The organism is Agrobacterium sp. El2ro-1b (assembly GCF_048298475.1).
Classification (GTDB): Bacteria; Pseudomonadota; Alphaproteobacteria; order Rhizobiales; family Rhizobiaceae; genus Agrobacterium; species Agrobacterium fabrum.
Window position 1 is genome coordinate 1,933,580 of sequence record NZ_CP103458.1, and the last position, 16,361, is coordinate 1,949,940.

At 59.5% G+C, this 16,361-nt stretch carries 15 protein-coding genes; 6 read left to right on the forward strand and 9 right to left on the reverse strand.

Annotated elements, in window-relative coordinates:
• Positions 1–579 carry a ubiquinol-cytochrome c reductase iron-sulfur subunit gene (gene petA / locus NYR50_RS09645; RefSeq protein ID WP_010972166.1) on the reverse strand — a complete coding sequence of 193 codons (579 nt, stop codon included), beginning with the start codon at positions 577–579 and terminating at the stop codon, positions 1–3.
• A 309-nt stretch (positions 580–888) separates the two neighbouring features.
• Between petA and NYR50_RS09650 the strand changes: the two genes are divergently transcribed.
• On the forward strand, positions 889–1,821 hold the full coding sequence (locus NYR50_RS09650; protein WP_418135766.1) for an endonuclease/exonuclease/phosphatase family protein: 933 nt from the start codon (positions 889–891) through the stop codon (positions 1,819–1,821).
• Between the two features lie 67 nt (positions 1,822–1,888).
• Here the strand turns inward: NYR50_RS09650 and NYR50_RS09655 are convergent, their stop codons facing one another.
• The 4 genes from NYR50_RS09655 to NYR50_RS09670 form a co-directional block, all read right to left on the reverse strand.
• The gene (locus tag NYR50_RS09655; protein WP_418135767.1) at positions 1,889–3,802 is read right to left on the reverse strand and encodes a HAMP domain-containing methyl-accepting chemotaxis protein; all 1,914 of its coding nucleotides are present in this window, start codon (positions 3,800–3,802) and stop codon (positions 1,889–1,891) included.
• A gap of 162 nt (positions 3,803–3,964) precedes the next feature.
• Complete coding sequence (locus NYR50_RS09660) at positions 3,965–5,842, reverse strand: ABC transporter ATP-binding protein (protein WP_418137283.1); 1,878 nt, start codon at positions 5,840–5,842, stop codon at positions 3,965–3,967.
• Positions 5,843–5,966: 124 nt separating this feature from the next.
• On the reverse strand, positions 5,967–7,817 hold the full coding sequence (locus NYR50_RS09665) for an ABC transporter ATP-binding protein (RefSeq protein ID WP_418135768.1): 1,851 nt from the start codon (positions 7,815–7,817) through the stop codon (positions 5,967–5,969).
• 381 nt (positions 7,818–8,198) lie between these two features.
• Entirely contained in the window at positions 8,199–9,074 is an 876-nt protein-coding gene (locus NYR50_RS09670; protein WP_174008964.1) for a phosphodiesterase, read from the reverse strand.
• A 234-nt stretch (positions 9,075–9,308) separates the two neighbouring features.
• Here NYR50_RS09670 and NYR50_RS09675 point away from each other — a divergent pair, with 234 nt between their 5' ends.
• Positions 9,309–9,794, forward strand: coding sequence for a tRNA (cytidine(34)-2'-O)-methyltransferase (locus NYR50_RS09675; protein WP_418135769.1), 486 nt, complete (start codon positions 9,309–9,311; stop codon positions 9,792–9,794).
• A 173-nt stretch (positions 9,795–9,967) separates the two neighbouring features.
• Positions 9,968–11,620 carry a Na/Pi cotransporter family protein gene (locus tag NYR50_RS09680; RefSeq protein ID WP_418135770.1) on the forward strand — a complete coding sequence of 551 codons (1,653 nt, stop codon included), beginning with the start codon at positions 9,968–9,970 and terminating at the stop codon, positions 11,618–11,620.
• 13 nt (positions 11,621–11,633) lie between these two features.
• Here NYR50_RS09680 and NYR50_RS09685 read toward each other — a convergent pair whose 3' ends face one another.
• Entirely contained in the window at positions 11,634–11,909 is a 276-nt protein-coding gene (locus NYR50_RS09685) for a hypothetical protein (RefSeq protein ID WP_418135771.1), read from the reverse strand.
• Between the two features lie 231 nt (positions 11,910–12,140).
• Here NYR50_RS09685 and hemF point away from each other — a divergent pair, with 231 nt between their 5' ends.
• The 3 genes from hemF to NYR50_RS09700 all read left to right on the forward strand — a co-directional run bounded on the left by hemF (position 12,141) and on the right by NYR50_RS09700 (position 13,744).
• Complete coding sequence (gene hemF / locus NYR50_RS09690) at positions 12,141–13,052, forward strand: oxygen-dependent coproporphyrinogen oxidase (RefSeq protein ID WP_418135772.1); 912 nt, start codon at positions 12,141–12,143, stop codon at positions 13,050–13,052.
• Between the two features lie 122 nt (positions 13,053–13,174).
• Positions 13,175–13,441, forward strand: a complete 267-nt coding sequence (locus NYR50_RS09695; protein ID WP_418135773.1) for a hypothetical protein — start codon at positions 13,175–13,177, stop codon at positions 13,439–13,441.
• 117 nt (positions 13,442–13,558) lie between these two features.
• Entirely contained in the window at positions 13,559–13,744 is a 186-nt protein-coding gene (locus NYR50_RS09700; protein ID WP_006311202.1) for a DUF1059 domain-containing protein, read from the forward strand.
• Positions 13,745–13,770: 26 nt separating this feature from the next.
• On the opposite strand, the gene NYR50_RS09705 is transcribed toward NYR50_RS09700, so the two are convergent.
• Genes NYR50_RS09705 through NYR50_RS09715 form a run of 3 tightly spaced genes read right to left on the reverse strand, consistent with a single transcriptional unit; the run spans position 13,771 to position 16,282 of the window.
• A complete protein-coding gene (locus NYR50_RS09705) occupies positions 13,771–15,027 on the reverse strand; it encodes a CCA tRNA nucleotidyltransferase (protein ID WP_418135774.1) in 1,257 nt (418 codons plus the stop codon).
• On the reverse strand, positions 15,024–15,656 hold the full coding sequence (locus NYR50_RS09710; RefSeq protein ID WP_418135775.1) for an NUDIX hydrolase: 633 nt from the start codon (positions 15,654–15,656) through the stop codon (positions 15,024–15,026). The genes NYR50_RS09705 and NYR50_RS09710 overlap by 4 nt, the downstream gene beginning before the upstream one ends.
• Complete coding sequence (locus NYR50_RS09715; RefSeq protein ID WP_418135776.1) at positions 15,653–16,282, reverse strand: DUF1285 domain-containing protein; 630 nt, start codon at positions 16,280–16,282, stop codon at positions 15,653–15,655. The genes NYR50_RS09710 and NYR50_RS09715 overlap by 4 nt, the downstream gene beginning before the upstream one ends.
• Between the last annotated feature and the right edge of the window lie 79 nt (positions 16,283–16,361).

A 16,361-nucleotide genomic window follows, 5' to 3' on the forward strand; every position in this document is an offset into this window, starting at 1 on the left:
TTATCCGATCTTGATCACGGTATCGGATGTGAATGCAAATGTCGGGATGGCGAGGTTCTGCGGCGCCGGACCCTTACGTATGCGGCCCGCCGTATCGTAGTGCGAGCCATGGCAGGGACAGAACCAACCGCCGAAATCGCCGGCCTGGCCGAGCGGAACGCAACCGAGATGGGTGCAGGAACCGATCATGACGATCCAGTTCTCCTTGCCCTGACCGGCGGAGCGGTCAATGTCCGTCGCCTGCGCGTCGGGGGCAATGTTGGCATTGCGTGCCACCGGGTCTTTAAGATCGCCGAGAGCGACCGCATTGGCTTCGTCGATTTCCTTTGCCGTGCGGTTGCGGATGAAAATCGGCTTGCCGCGCCACTTTACGGTAAGCGACATGCCCGGCTCGACGGCCGTGACATCCACCTCGATGGAGGCGAGTGCCAGCGTCGATGCATCGGGACGCATCTGGTCAATAAAGGGCCATGCAACGGCGGCGGCACCGACGGCGCCCGCCATTCCCGTCACTAGATAAAGAAAATCGCGACGGGTCGGTTCACCCGAAGCGTCGTGATTGGTTACGTGCTCGCTCACCGCTACACCATCCTCTGCGCTGTTTTTGCCGTAAATCGCATGAGTCCTCCCGCTATGATTTGATCCAGGACAAACTCCGTCCCATCGTCCTGGACACAACTGCGGCATTAAGAAACCGCGTCACTCTGTGTGATCGCAAAATATTGACCGACTTGGCAAGAGCAAAGCACACAAAGCTGCCGTAATTCTGCCCGAAGCGCCCGATTTGGCTCTCATTTTTTCGCCGGCCTTGGCAGGCGGGCAACATTGTGTGCATTCATGCACCATGTTAGGAGACTTCAAGGGAGAGCTTGGAAAGCAGGGATTCGGATGACGGCGAAGCTCTCTTGCATGGTATCCACGGCAGTGGCTGCCGTTCTTTTCATCGCCAGCCTGCGTTATGTGACGGATTTCTGGCTTTTGGCCTTCGTCACCAGCTTCCAGCTTCACATCGCCATCGTCTGCATCCTGCTGTCAGGCCTCGTCTTCTGGCTGACACGCGATGTCGTCACGGCCGTGCTTCTGGTCTGGGCGCTTGCGCTCGCCATCCATGCCGTCGCGATGCTGATGGAATTTTCCACAGCCGCCACCGCCGCACCCGGCGCAAAACCTTTTCGCCTGCTGTCCTTCAACGTCTTGATGGACAACGCGACCAATGCGAATGCAATTGCCGACAAAATTCTCGAAGCAGGCGCAGATGCGGTGTACCTCTTCGAAGCGGCGGCATTGCAATCGGTTCTGCCGCGTTTGCAGCAAACCTATCCGCACAGGCTCGGTTGCTATGAGGGTACGCCCAGCTGCGATCTGGTCATTCTGTCAAAAAGACCATTGCTGGAAGGCCGGTTTCACAGCCTCAGCGATCTTCGACGCGACCGGTTTGCCATTGCGCATGTCGATCTCGACGGCACGGAGCTGACGCTTGCCGCCGGCCATATCACCAAGCCCTATTTCGACGATTACCACCGCGATGAGCTCGATGAAGTCAGCGAAATTCTCTTTCGCGTCACCGGCCCGCTCATTCTGGGCGGGGATTTCAATTCGGCGAGCATCGCCCCAGACATGCGCGCTTTCCTCGCCGCCAACGATCTTAAGAAAGCGACCTTCGAACCCGCCACATGGCCGACAGAGGCCGGCCGCTTCGGTATCGCCATCGACCACATTTTCGCCCGCGAACCGGCGACCCTGATGAAAACCACCCGCATGCCGGACAGCCTCGGTTCCAATCATTTCGGACTGATGGCGGATTTCATGATCGGCCGGTAGTTTTGACGGCACCGGCATAGTCGCCAGACGAAAACGGCGGCCCGAAGGCCGCCGTCGATGACGTTTCTCAGAACTCCGTCCAGTCCCCGGCTGCAGCCGCCTGCCGCCCGCTGCCAAAGGCAGCGGCAATTTTGCGGCCTATCGCCCGCGCCGGCGAAGGCTGCGGCACCGAGGTCGGGCCTGCTGCAACAGCGGCATCAGCCCTTTCCTGAAGGGTGAATTGCGTCAGCAGCCGGTTGAGAGCGGTCGCCTGCGAGGCAAGGCTGTCGCTGGCCGCCGTCGTCTGTTCCACCATGGCGGCATTTTTCTGGGTGCCCTGATCCATCAGATTGACCGCGGAGTTGATCTCGGAAAGGCCGGTCGACTGTTCCCGCGTGGAGACGACGATGGACGAGACATGGCGATTGATCTCCCGCACCTCGTCGACGATCCCCGCAAGCGCCTCGCCGGTCTTGCCAACCAGCGTCACGCCCTCGCGCACCTGTTCACCCGAACGGTTGATCAGGCCCTTGATCTCCTTGGCGGCACTGGCCGAGCGTTGTGCCAGTTCACGCACCTCCTGCGCCACCACGGCAAATCCCTTGCCGGCATCACCGGCACGCGCGGCCTCCACGCCGGCATTCAACGCCAGCAGATTGGTCTGGAACGCAATTTCATCGATGACGCTGATGATGTTGCTGATCTCGTTTGCGGATTTTTCAATATTCTGCACAGCGAGCACGGTGCGTGTGACGATCTGGCCGGACATTTCGGCACTTTCCCGCGCCCGCTCCACCAGACGTCCGGCTTCGGCGGCCCGATGGGCGGAATCCTTCACCGCCGTGGTCACCTCCTCCAGCGCTGCTGCGGTTTCTTCCACGGAAGAGGCCTGCTGTTCCGTGCGCCGGGAGAGATCGCCCGCCGCCGCGAGAATCTCGCTGGCGCCGGCATCGATGACCCGGGCGTTTTCCCCGACCGAACGCAGCGCCGCCTGCAGCGTGGCGACCGATTCGTTGAAATCGCCACGCAGGCCGTCCAGCCGCTCTGCAAAGGCGATGTTCAGACGGCAAGTCATGTTACCCTGGGAGAGCTGCTTTAGCCCCGCGCCCAGATTTTCCACGGCGAAACGGATTTCTTCTGCTTCCTTCGCCTTCTGTGCCTCGTTCTCGAGCCGCTCGCGCTCACTGAGGCTGCGATTGGCCTCGGTCTCCTGTTCCAGACGCTCCCGCTCTATGGCGTTGTCACAGAAAACGGCAACGGCGGCGGCCATTTCTCCGATTTCGTCCCTGCGACCTGAATGGGGAATGGCGCTGTCTTTGTCACCCGCGGCAAGGCCGTTCATGGCGAAGGTGATATCGGTGATCGGCCGCGAAATACGAATGAAACTGAAGAAGGCGGCGGCAATGGCGACAGCAGATGCGATCACCATCGCGGCAAGCGACAGGGTGAAGGCCAGCCGTCCCGTCGCTTCCGCTGCCTGTTTGTCATCGAGGCCAAGCTGACGATTGGCCTCGATCATTTCCTTCAAGAGGGCGCCGGCGCTGTTGCCGACTGGATTCATCCGACCGATCAGAGCAGCGGCAGCATCCGTATCACCGGCGACGAGCACTTTCTTGAGCTCCGCCCCCATGGATTCATAATTGGTCACGGCGGCACTCAGCCGCTCGAATTTTTCCCGGATATGCGGAATCTTCAACCCGGCGGCATAGGCCTCAAACGCCTTCGCCCGCTCTTCCTGTGATTGAAGCGTGCGCTGAAAAAGTGCGTTTCGTGCTTCCGGCGTCGCGGCCGTCATGACAGTCAGATAATTGCGACGGATATCGTTGAGCCTGTCCCCAAGGTCGGCGATTGCAAGCGACCTCTCCATGCGCAGCACGATATTGTCGGCCTGCTTGTCCATCTCTTCGACGGAAAGGATGCTGGTGACGCCCTGGATGAGCGAGAAAAACACCGTGACGCCGAACAGTGCCGGCAAAAGAATGCGGATTTTAAGAAAATTCATTGTTTCAACCCCAATACCCCACAGCGGTTGCTGCTGATATTTTTTTCTCTCATAGGGTGATAAACAAGAAATTACCCGTATATTATAAAATCTGTGATTGAATCAATTAATATATAAAGAGAAATGACAACTTTCAATTTTATTCCGAGGTGAACGGAACGCTCAGGCTTCCCGTTGCTTCACGTCCTCCGCGTCGAGAAAGCCGCCCGATTGCCGCGCCCAAAGCTCCGAATAAAGCCCCCCCTGTGCGACAAGCTCAGCGTGGCTCCCCTCTTCCACGATAAGCCCTCGATCCATCACGATCAGCCGGTCGAGAGCGGCAATCGTCGACAGGCGGTGGGCGATGGCCAGCACCGTCTTGCCCTGCATCAACTCGTCCAGATTGCTCTGGATCGCCGCCTCCACTTCCGAATCGAGCGCCGAGGTCGCCTCGTCGAGCACGAGGATCGGCGCGTCCTTCAGCATCACGCGAGCAATGGCGATACGCTGGCGCTGGCCGCCGGAGAGCTTCACCCCGCGTTCGCCCACATGCGCGTCGAAACCGGTGCGGCCGCGCTGGTCCTCCAGCCTGTCGATAAAATCATCCGCCTTGGCCCGGCGTGTCGCCTCAATCAATTGCGCTTCGGTGGCATCCGTGCGGCCGAACATGATGTTGTCTCTGGTAGAACGGTGCAGCAGCGAGGTATCCTGCGTGACCATGCCGATATGGGCGCGCAACGATTCCTGGCGGACACGGGCTATATCCTGCCCATCGATCAGGATACGGCCTTTCTCGACATCGTAAAACCGCAGGAGCAGGTTGACGAGCGTGGATTTGCCGGCACCGGAGCGCCCGACAATGCCGACCTTTTCACCGGCCCTGATCTCGAGGTTGAGATTGTCGATGACGCCGTCCGCCCGCCCGTAGTGGAAGCTGACATTCTCAAAACGGATGCTCGGCTTCTTGACCTCAAGCACCACCGCGTCGGGCGCATCAACGAGACCGATCGGCTGCGAGATCAATTCGGCAGCATTCTGCACCGTACCGAAATTGCGCATGATACCGTTGAACTGCGTCATCAACCGCCCGAGCAGGAAGTTGAGGCGCAGTACCAGCGCCAGCGTGAAAGCCACCGCACCGGAGCTGATTTTGCCTGATAGCCACAGATCGATACAGAGCGCCGCCATGGAGGTGATCATCACGCCTGACAGCAGCGCCATGGAGGCGCGCACGCCGGTGATGAACCGCGTAAACTTCATCGTCGAGGTCTGGAAAATATCGAAGCCCTGGCGCATGTAGCGATCATTGGCGTCGTCGCGCCCGAACAGCCGCAGCGTCTGGATATTGCTATAGGCATCCACCATGCGGCCCGACAGCATCGAGGCGGCTTCCGCTGTCTCCTTTGAATGGTAACGGATGCGCGGCACGAAATACCGCGCCAGCAGCGAGAAGAAGGCCACCCAGACGACGACGAGAACCGCAAGCCGCCAGTCCAGTCCGCCGATCAGGAACAGCATGGAAACCGAGTAGATACCGACGAACCACACACTTTCCATCAGCGAGGTCACGAGATCGCCCGCCGCCTGCCCGCCGGACCAGACCTTGGTGACGATGCGGCCGGAAAAATCATTCTGGAAAAAGGTCAGCGATTGTCGCGCCACATGCATATAGGATTGCCAGCGCACCAGATTGTAGAAACCGGGCGTAATGATCTGCTGGTCCACCAGTGCCGTGATCATGGTGACGATAAAACGCACGATGCCGATCAGCACCAGCATGCCGACGAGTTCCCCGCCATGGGCCGCAAGCAACCCCGCCCAGCCCTCTTCCGGTTTCACCGTAGAGAGAATGTCCACGAGCCGCCCGACGAACCAGAACAGCGCCGCCTCGATGGCCGCCGTCAGCCCGCCGAGCACCAGCATCGCGAAAAACGGCGCCTTGGCTTGCGAGATATAAAACCAGATGAAGGCGAATGTGCCTTCAGGCGGCCGCAAATCGTCCTTGCGGGCGAACGGCTTTATCCAGTTTTCGAAATACTCGAAGATGCGGGTAATGACCATGATCCGGATATAGGCGGATTCCCCACTCGGGAACAGCCGCAGCGGCTTCGGGGAAAGATTATATTTCGGTAACATCAGGAAAATGAAAGAGGGCGGAGAATGTTCCCCCGCCCTCTCGCTTTCCTTATTCCGCAGCCACTTCCGCCTCGTGGTCGGCGATGAAGCCGCCGGACTGGCGCCGCCACAGGTCGGCATAGATGCCGCCCATCGCCGCCAGTTCCGCATGGCTGCCCGCCTCCACGATCCGGCCCTTGTCGAGGATGATGAGCCGGTCCATTTCGGTCAGCGTCGAAAGGCGGTGGGCGATCGCGATCACAGTCTTGCCTTCCATCAGCGAGAACAGGTTCTCCTGGATCGCCGCCTCGACTTCGCTATCGAGCGCCGAGGTCGCCTCATCAAGCACCAGGATCGGCGCGTTCTTAAGGAAGACGCGGGCAATCGCGATGCGCTGGCGCTGGCCGCCGGACAGCTTGACACCACGTTCGCCCACCTGGGCATCGAGACCCTGACGACCATGCATGTCGACAAGCGTCTCGACGAAGTCCCAGGCGTTTGCCCGCTTCGCCGCCGCGATCACCTGCTCGTCGGTGGCCTCGGGATGGCCATAGGCGATGTTGTCGCGGATCGAACGGTGCAGAAGCGAGGTATCCTGCGTCACGACGCCGATCAATTCGCGCAGGCTGTCCTGCGACACCTTGGAAATGTCCTGCCCGTCAATCGTGATCCTGCCGCCTTCCAGATCATAGAAGCGCAAAAGCAGGTTCATCAGCGTCGTCTTGCCCGCACCCGAACGGCCGACAAGGCCGACCTTCTCGCCCGGCTTGATGTCGAGCGTCAGCCCGTCGATCACGCCTTTGCTCTTGCCATAGTGGAAGCGGACGTTGTCGTAATGGATTGCACCCTGCGGCGCTGCAAGCTCAGGCGCTTTCGGAACGTCGACAATATCATGAGGCTTCGTCATCATCGACATGCCGTCATAGACCGTGCCGATATTTTCGAACAGCGACGTGACTTCCCACATGATCCACTGCGACATGCCGTTGACGCGCATGGCAAGGCTGATGGCGATGGCGACCGAACCGGCCGTCACCGAACCCTGCATCCAGAAATACAGCCCAAGCGTTGCCGTGGAAAACAGCACCATGGCATTGTTGAGGTCGATCAGGATGTTGAAGCCGGAAATCTTGCGCATCTGGCGGTGAACCGTGCCGAGAAACACATTCATGCCCTCACGCGCATATCTTTCCTCACGCCCCGCATGGGAAAACAGCTTGATCGTCGAGATATTGGTATAGCTGTCGACGATCCGTCCCGTCATCATCGAGCGTGCATCGGCCTGTTCCTGCGCCAGCCGGCCGAGTTTCGGCACGAAATAGGCAAGGATCGCCATATAGATACCGAGCCAGACCAGCAGCGGAATGACCAGCCGCCAGTCCGCCGCAGCCACCATGAACAGCATCGAGACGACAAAGCTGATCGCATAAACGAAGACGTCGATCACCTTCAGCGCCACTTCGCGGATCGCCAGCGCCGTCTGCATCACCTTGGTCGAAACCCGGCCCGCAAACTCGTTGGCGAAAAAGTTCATGGAGTGGCGCAGCAGGAAACGGTGCATTTTCCAGCGCGCGATCATGCCGAAATTGCCGGCAAGCGTCTGGTGCATCGTCATGGTGTGAACCGCGCCCATGAGCGGCAGCACAATGAGCACCAATCCGGCCATGACGATCAGATGCCAGCCCTCATCGGCAAAAAACGTCTCGCGATTGGCCGTGGAAAGCCAGTCGACGATATTGCCGAGGAATTTGTAGAGCATGGCTTCCGCAATGGCGATGCCCATGGACATCAGGCCGAGCAGCAGCAGCCACGGCCATGCGGGCTTCACATAATGCCAGATGAACGACAAAAGCGTCTTCGGCGGCACATCCGGCGTCGCAGAGGGAAAAGGATCGAGGCGTTTTTCAAACCAGCCAAACATAGGCCAAGCTCCGGCAATCAATCGTTCCATCGTGACATGGTGAGCAGACACAAATATGGCTCACGACGGAACGGAAAAGTCTTTGGATATGGCCGCAACAGCCACATGACGAATCAAGAAACGGGAAACGCGGTTGAACCGCGGGGCAACACCTAGGCCAGCAGCAGCGCTACCGGGGCCGGGAGGCGAATTCGAACGAAATTATCCATAAGAACCTCCTTTGGCTGGTGTTGAAGATGTGGCCTTGTAGCGCAAAAAATAGTCATTGACCAGTCGGAAAGACACGGAATGCGCGAAAAGCGTTCGTTTCGGCAGACGGGGCCAAACGGGCGGATTTACCCGCGAAGGCCTCCACCCGTACCAAAATGCTGATGCGTCACCCTATTCAGCCGCGTCCTGCGACTGCGCGCCTTCATATTCGCTGATCAGCTCGGCCATGCCGGCCTGTGTATGGCGTTTCAATTCCCGGCGATCGCTGGGCTGCGGCGCGAAGGTGACGGTGAGGCCGGTGTCCCTGATCGTGCCGATGGCGAAAGATGCGCCAGACAACATGCGCACGCCCTCATGCAGCCACAGCGGATCGGTGGCGAAATGCTGGCCGATGCCGACCACCACGGGAATGCCCTGCCAGTGCGACATGCGGTCATAATGGATATGACCCGCCAGAATGCCGATGACATCATGTTCGAACAACAGCTCGTCCAGAGCCTCGGTATCGTCAAAGGACAGGGATTCCCATTCCGCCTCGGGACGGTCGAAATCGAGCGCCGGCGCATGGTGCATCACCAGCAGCTTCGGCAGTTCAGGATGATTTTCGAGTTCTTCCTCGAGCCATTCGATCTGGCCGGGTTCGAAAGCGCCACCGACCTTGCCCGGAACGCTGGTGTCCATGACGATGATGTGGATACCGGCAATCACCTCGGCATGGTCATAGGGCTCGTCCACGCCCTCATGGCGATCGAGCATGACCGGGTAAAACCCGTCGCGGCGGTCATGATTACCGAGCGCGAAAAGAACAGGCACATCCAGTTCCGCCTCAGCCATCAGCCGCTTCAACTCTTCATAGCTGCCGGCATCGCCCCGGTTGGTGAGGTCACCGCTGACGACGATGAATTCCGGCGGCGGCACCAGCGCCTTCACCTGCGCGAGCGTGGCGGACAGCGTGGCCGAAGTCTCGGAATAAAGATCATCATCCTGCACCTGCGGATTACCGATATGCAGATCGGTCAGATGGACGAAATTCACCCGTTCGGACATGGCTTTTTTCCCGTTTTGCTAGGCACAGAAACCAATCCGAAACCGCCCTTGGACGCTTCCAGACCTTTTGATTTCTCTGACGATAGGTTGGTTATTGGGTAGCCTGCCTATGTGTCATGCGAATGAACATCCGGCGACCAGCCCTCTTAAAAAGGCAATTTGCCCAACCGCATCTGTCACAGGTCATTCACCCGTGATATTCGGTCCGACAGTCCCGAATGCGAAGAGAAAACCATGCCCGACACTTTGCCTGAAACAGGGCCAGACATCAGGATCGCCCTCTACCAGCCCGATATTCCCGGCAATACCGGGACAATCCTGCGGCTGGCCGCCTGTCTCGGCCTCGGCGTCGACATCATCGAGCCGGCCGGTTTCGATATTTCCGACCGCAATCTCAAACGGGCGGGCATGGATTATATCGCAGCGGCGGCGTTGACGCGCCATGTCAGCTGGGATCGTTTCGAGGAGTGGCGGGCCAGCACCGGTCGCCGCCTCGTTCTCGCCTCCACCAAAGCCGCGCGGCCCTATACTGATATCACCTATCGCGCGGATGATATCCTGCTCTTCGGCCGGGAAAGTGCCGGCGTGCCTGATCATGTGCATGACAAGGCGGATGAGCGAATCATCATCCCGATGGTGGCCGGACAGCGCTCGATCAACGTCGCCATGTCAGCGGCGATGGTCACCGGCGAGGCCTTGCGCCAGACGGCATGGTCGTGACCTGCCATCTTTGCAGCCAATTTTTCAGGCAAATGTGAAAATTGACTGCTTTTACCGCGAAACTGTCGCAACCCGGCCTGTACGGTGAGCGTTCACGCTCCTATACTGATTAGCCGGACAATAAAAATCGCTCTCGCCGGGACCGTGCGCCGGCGGGTGTGAGGAGACGTCGCATGCAATCCACAATTGTCATCGTCAACCTTCTCGGCGCCGTCGCGCTGCTGCTCTTCGGCCTTGCCCAGGTGAAGGATGGCGTCACCCGCGCCTTCGGCATGAAACTCCGAAGCGTGCTCGCCACCGGTACCCAGAACGGCCCGCGCTCCTTCTTTTCCGGCTTCTTCGCAACCGTCGCCCTGCAAAGCTCGACAGCGACGGCGCTGACCGTCGCCTCCTTCGCCGAACGGGACCTCATCAAGCCGCGCATGGCGCAAGTCGTGCTGCTTGGCGCCAATGTCGGCACTGCGGTTACCGCCTGGATCGTCGCGGCCGGCGTCGAATGGCTGTCGCCGCTGCTGATCCTTGCCGGCATTATCCTCAAAAAAGGCAGTTCCAATGCCAGACAGGGTGGGGGAACCGCCGTCATCGGCATCGGCCTGATGCTTCTGTCGCTGCATCTTCTGAGCGGCGCGACCGAACCGATGCGCGCTTCGCCCGCGCTTGGCGTCTTCATCGGCCTCCTGGATGGTGCCTGGCCCGTCGCGCTGATCTTTTCCGCCGTGCTCGCCTTCGTCTCCTCCTCCAGCCTCGCCGTCGTGGTGCTCATCCTGTCGCTGGCAGCCACTGGCACCTTGTCCACCGGCCTCATCATCGTTCTCATTCTCGGCGCCAATCTTGGCGGCGCCATTCCGCCCGTAATCGCCACGCTCTCCGGCCCGGCATCGGCGCGGCGCATCACCATCGGCAATCTCGTCGTGCGCACCATCGGCTGCCTCATTGCCATGCCGCTCGCCTCCTATGGCGCAACGTATTTGCAGCAATTGCCGCTTTCGCCCGCCAAATTGCCTGTTGATGCACATCTCATCTTCAACGTCATTCTGGCGACACTCGCCTGGCCTTTTTCCGGCCTGATCTCCGATTTGATGGCGAAGCTGGTACCCGGCGATCCGAAAGCAGAAGACGGCCCGAATTTCCTCGACCAGCAGGCGCTGGACGTGCCCGTCGTCGCGCTTGCCAATGCCACCCGCGAAGTCCTCAGCGTCGGCGACAGCATCGAGCGGATGCTGATCCGTGCGGAAAACGCCTTCAAGCACAATGATCTCGCCCCGCTTCAGGAAGTGGCCCTGCTCGAAAAGAAGGTCGACCGCCGCCAGCAGGAGGTGAAGGTCTATCTTTCCCAGCTAGGCCGCAAGGGACTGACCGATGAAGAAGCACGCCGTTCGATCGCCATCATCGATTATGCGATCAATCTCGAACATATCGGCGATATCATCGAAAAGGGTATTTGCGAGCAGATCCGCAAAAAGGTGCTGAACAGTTTCAAATTTTCCGACGACGGTTATGAGGAGCTGAAAACCCTGTTCGACATGACCATCGAGAACCTGCGTGCCGCCCAAAGCATTCTGGTAACCGGCGATTTCGAGCTTGCCCGCCGGCTGATGGAAAGCAAGGTGGATATACGCCGCCTCGAAAAACAGTCCTCCAATCGCCATCTGGAGCGGCTGCGTGACGGGCTGGCGGAGAGCATGCAGACCAGTTCGCTGCATCTAGACATGCTGCGCGACCTGAAGCGCATCAACGCCCATATCGTGACGGTGGCGCATCCCATTCTGGATGAAAGCGGCGTGCTGATCGAAAGCCGCCTGCGTTACGCCGAGCCGCGCGCCTGAGCATTTCTAAAGTTCAATCGGCCGAGGGCAGCCGCCGCATGGTGAATTCTATGCGGTCGCCTTCCAGCTGCCGCCAGCTTTCCACTTCCGTCCAGTAAGCGGCCTTCGGAAAGCTGTCGAACCATTCGCGCGCCTTGGCACGGGCTTCCTCACGCTCGAGACAGAAGGTCTGGCGCACGAACATGCCGTCGCGTTTTTGTTCGCCGCTGGCGCTTTCGCGTTCCCTGCGATGATTGGCGATCCTGCGCTTCAGCCCGTCGAGGGGCGGCAGTCCGGCAAATTTCGTCATGATATTCACCTCTGGCACCTACATCGATAAAGATAGTGTCCGCATGTGAACTTGGCGAGTCGAATTTGTGCATGAAGCCGGCACCTGCTAGACGCGACAGGGAATCGACTTCACCTAGTGCGTTTCCGCTTTTCTTCGAATCGCGAAAACGCTCTAGCTGTTTATTGTTACGCATTGTCCTGACGGAAAAGCGCTGCCGCTTTTCCTGGAAATGCTCTAAGGAGACTGTGCATGGAACGGCCAATCTTGCCGAAGGGCTTGCCCGAGGACATTGAAGACAAGAAAGCCGTTGCCCAGGCGTGGTTCCAGCACCTGCGCGACACCATCGTCGCCTCCTTCGAAACCCTGGAAAACGAACTCACCGGCCCGCTTTCCGATCAGGAGCCCGGCCGCTTCGTGCAGAAGGACTGGCTGCGCGACAATGGCGAGGGCGGCGGCGGCAAGATGTCGATGATGGAAGGCCGCGTCTTCGAAAAGGTCGGCGTGCACACCTCCACCGTCTATGGCGAATTCTCGCCCGAGTTCCGCAAGCAGATACCCGGTGCGGAAGAAGACCCGCGCTTCTGGGCCTCCGGCCTTTCGCTTATCGCCCATCCGGTCAATCCCAATGTGCCGGCCGTGCACATGAACACCCGCATGGTCGTCACCACCAGCCATTGGTTCGGCGGCGGTGCGGATCTGACGCCGGTGCTGGGGCGCAGGCGGACACAGCAGGACCCGGATACCCAGCTGTTCCACCGCGCCTTCGAGATCACCTGCAACCGTCATCCGGTCGCCGATTATCCGCGATACAAGAGCTGGTGCGACGAATATTTCTTCCTGAAGCACCGCGACGAGCCGCGTGGCACCGGCGGCATCTTTTTCGACTGGCTGCACCCTGACGAGGAGAAAGGCGGCTGGGACGCCAATTTCACCTTCGTGCAGGATGTCGGCCGCGCCTTCAACCTCGTCTATCCCAAAATCGTGCGGTCAAATTTCAACCAGCCCTGGACGGAAGACGACCGCGACGAGCAGCTTATCCGCCGTGGCCGATATGTGGAATTCAACCTGCTTTACGATCGCGGCACGATCTTCGGCCTGAAGACCGGGGGTAACGTCGAATCAATCCTGTCATCGCTGCCGCCGGTGGTGCGCTGGCCTTAAAAAACCTCACGAAAATTTGACGCTCATCAGCCATTTAGTCGCAAATAGCGCAAATTAGGACTTAAGGAAAAATCAAGGCAGTGGTAGTCTCCTCCCGCAGACGTACTGGAGGAGCTATCGTCATGATTACTTCAAACAGCATGCCTATTTCTGCTTCCCCCGAGGGAGCATCGCAATCCATCGATACCCCCGAATTGATCGACCGCCTGGCCGCGGAAATGCGTGCCACGGGTGATCGCGAACTGCCGCATTCCTTTTATGTCGAACAGGTAAAACGCACGCTGGCCGGAAAGACGGCAAAGCGTGCCGATAATGACGAAATGCCTCGTACAAAAATTCCGGCAGCGGGCACATCCTCTGTTTTCCAATGCTGGGCAATGCCAGAATAGGGGCCTGAACAGGCTCGGCGGACGCCGCTCTGGAACATAAGCGGCGAACGTTCGTTTCTTGTCGGAGGGACAGCATCACATCAATGCTGTCCCCCACTTGAACAGGGAGGCAAGACCATGAGACTTTTTGAATGTGGAACGCTTGTTCCCGGCTGTGCCTGGCACACCCGCGCAGACGATGACGCGGAAGTGGTGCGCCGGACCGTGGACCATATGCGCTCAGCCCACGGCGAAACCATCATCCGCGAAAACATGATCGAAAACATCAAGTCGCGCATCCGCGACGAGGCAAATGCGGCCTGAGCCGCAAAGCAGCCCTCGCCGCGACTTCAATTCTCGAGCATATCCTTCAGCCGGGCGGTCAGCGCTGCCCGGTCAAGTGAGAAATTGACGTCGATCCATTTTTCTTCGAGGCTTTTCAGCACCTCGCCTACCTTCGGACCGGCCTCGACGCCGGCGGCCATCACATCGGCACCGCTCAGCGGAAAACCCGGCTTGCGGAACTTCTCTGCCCTCGTCAGCAACGTAGAAAGGCGCGCGACTTTGTGCATGGCCGTATCGCCGGCTGAAAGATCGGCGCGAGCCGAAGCAAGCGCGAGTTTCAATCGCGTCTTCACACCCTCGACACCCTGCCGGTAAAGCAGACGGTCCAACGCCGTTTCTTTCATCTCGGGATCAACGGCAGGGGCAGAAGCCCAATGCGTAAGATAAGCCGCCTCGGCCTTCGAAAGCCTGAGGCGGGCTGCAAGCGCAGCGAGCCTCTCCCTGTCGGGCGGAACGATGGCGGCAAGCCGCAGCATCGGGTCCGCGGCCCAACCAAGCGCCTGTTCCGTCGCCACCAGCCCGTGAATGGCGTCAATGCCCCATTTTTCCGTCTCGGGAAGAATTTCCGAGAGAACACCCGATTGCCGCATCCACAGGAGTGCGCGGGATGGGTCGCGGGCAGACAGCAGTTTTTTCGTCTCACTCCACACCCGCTCAGCCGAAAGCGTTCCAAGCTTGTCCTTGGCCCGCGCACTCGCCCGCAGACCATCGGCGTCAGGGCGGCCGGAACCATAATGGGCAAAGAAGCGGAAAAACCTGAGAATCCGCAGATAATCTTCCGCAATCCGCATCGCCGCATCGCCGATGAAACGCACCGTGCGGCTCTCCACATCGGGCAGACCGTCGATGAGATCGATGATCTCACCCTTCTCGTTGGCGTAAAGCGCGTTGATGGTCAGATCACGCCGCTCGGCATCGGTCTGCCAGTCGGTGCCGAAGGCTACCTGGGCATGGCGGCCATTGGTCTCGACATCGCGGCGCAACGTCGTCACCTCGAAACCCTCGCCATCGATCACCAGCGTCACCGTGCCGTGTTCGATGCCGGTCGGCACAACCTTGATACCCGCAGCCTTCGCCCGCTCAACAACCACATCAGGAGTGAGCGTCGTCGCCATGTCGACATCGACGACCGGCAGGTCCATCAGCGCATTGCGCACCGCGCCGCCGACGATTCGCACCTCGCCGCCATCGGCATTCAGAAGCGCGAAGATGCGCTTGAGCGCCGGTTTTTCGAACCAGTCCTGCCCGGCAAGGCTATTCATGTATAAAACCTCTCGTAAATCGTCCTGACGATGCCCGCCGTAATGCCCCAAATGTAGCGATCGCCATAGGGCATTTCATAGAAAAACCGCTCCTTCCCCTGAAAGATGCGGCTGCCGCGCCCGTGATTGGCCGGGTCCATCAGGAAGGACAGCGGCACCTCGAAAACCTCGTCCACTTCAGTGGGATTAAGCGTCAAATCAAAGCCCGGGCGGACGACCGATAGCACCGGCTTGATGCGAAAACCCGTCCCGGAAATGTAATCCGGTAACCGCCCGACCGTTTCCACGAAAGACCGGGAAAGGCCGATTTCCTCTTCGGTCTCGCGCAACGCCGCCTCTTCCGGCGTGCGATCCTCGGCATCGATGCCGCCGCCGGGAAAGGAAATCTGGCCGGAATGCTGACGCAGCGTTGCCGTGCGTTGGGTGAAAATCACCCGCGCATCGTCGCCATCGTCAATGACAGGTATCAGCACGGCGGCATCCTTCAGCCGGATGCCGTTGCCAGAAAGCACCACGCCCGGATTAAGCACATGGTCGCCATTCTCCCGTTCGGCCACGCCTTCACCGTCCTGCAGCACGCGGCGGCGGAAATCGCTGGCGGTAAAACCTTTGAGTGTCGTCATTGTCATTGCGAAAGCCGTTCCAGTTCCTTGGCCGGCATCACGGGAAAGATCACCCCGCCCGAGCGCACCGCGAACATCTCAACCCCATCCACGGCGACCACCTCGCCAAGGGCGACGAGATCATACATCACAGCCCGCGAGACCAGCGCTTCCAGCCGGCCGCGCACCAGAATATAGGGCTTCAATTCGCGGTTCTCACCGAAAATTTCAAAACGCAGCGGATGCTCAGATCCCGCCTCCACCACGTCGCCGACATTGGTGCGGAAGGTCAGCAGCGGCTCGCCGTCCTCCTCTCCCGCAGTCGCCTTCATCTCCACGGCCACGAAAGGCGCGTCCACCACCCGGATGCCGACTTTTTCCACAGGAGTTACGAGATAGGTTTTGCCGTCCTCATCCTTGCGCAGAACCGTGGAAAACAGCCGCACCAGAGGTGCCCTGCCGATGGGGGTGCCGAGATAGAACCATGTGCCATCGGCCCGGATTTCCATGTCGAGATCGCCGCAAAAAGGCGGATTCCAGCGCTCCACCGGGGCCGGTCCGCGCTTGGCGTCACGGGTCTGTTCGGCGGCGCGCGAAATCATCGCCGCAAGCCCTGCCGCATCACCAGCCGAATTTATCGTCTCCGCTGCCATATTCGAGTCTCGCTTTGCCGATAAGGAAATACTAAGTCACGACATAGTCATTCGAATGGCGCTTGTCAGCGGCCAAGAG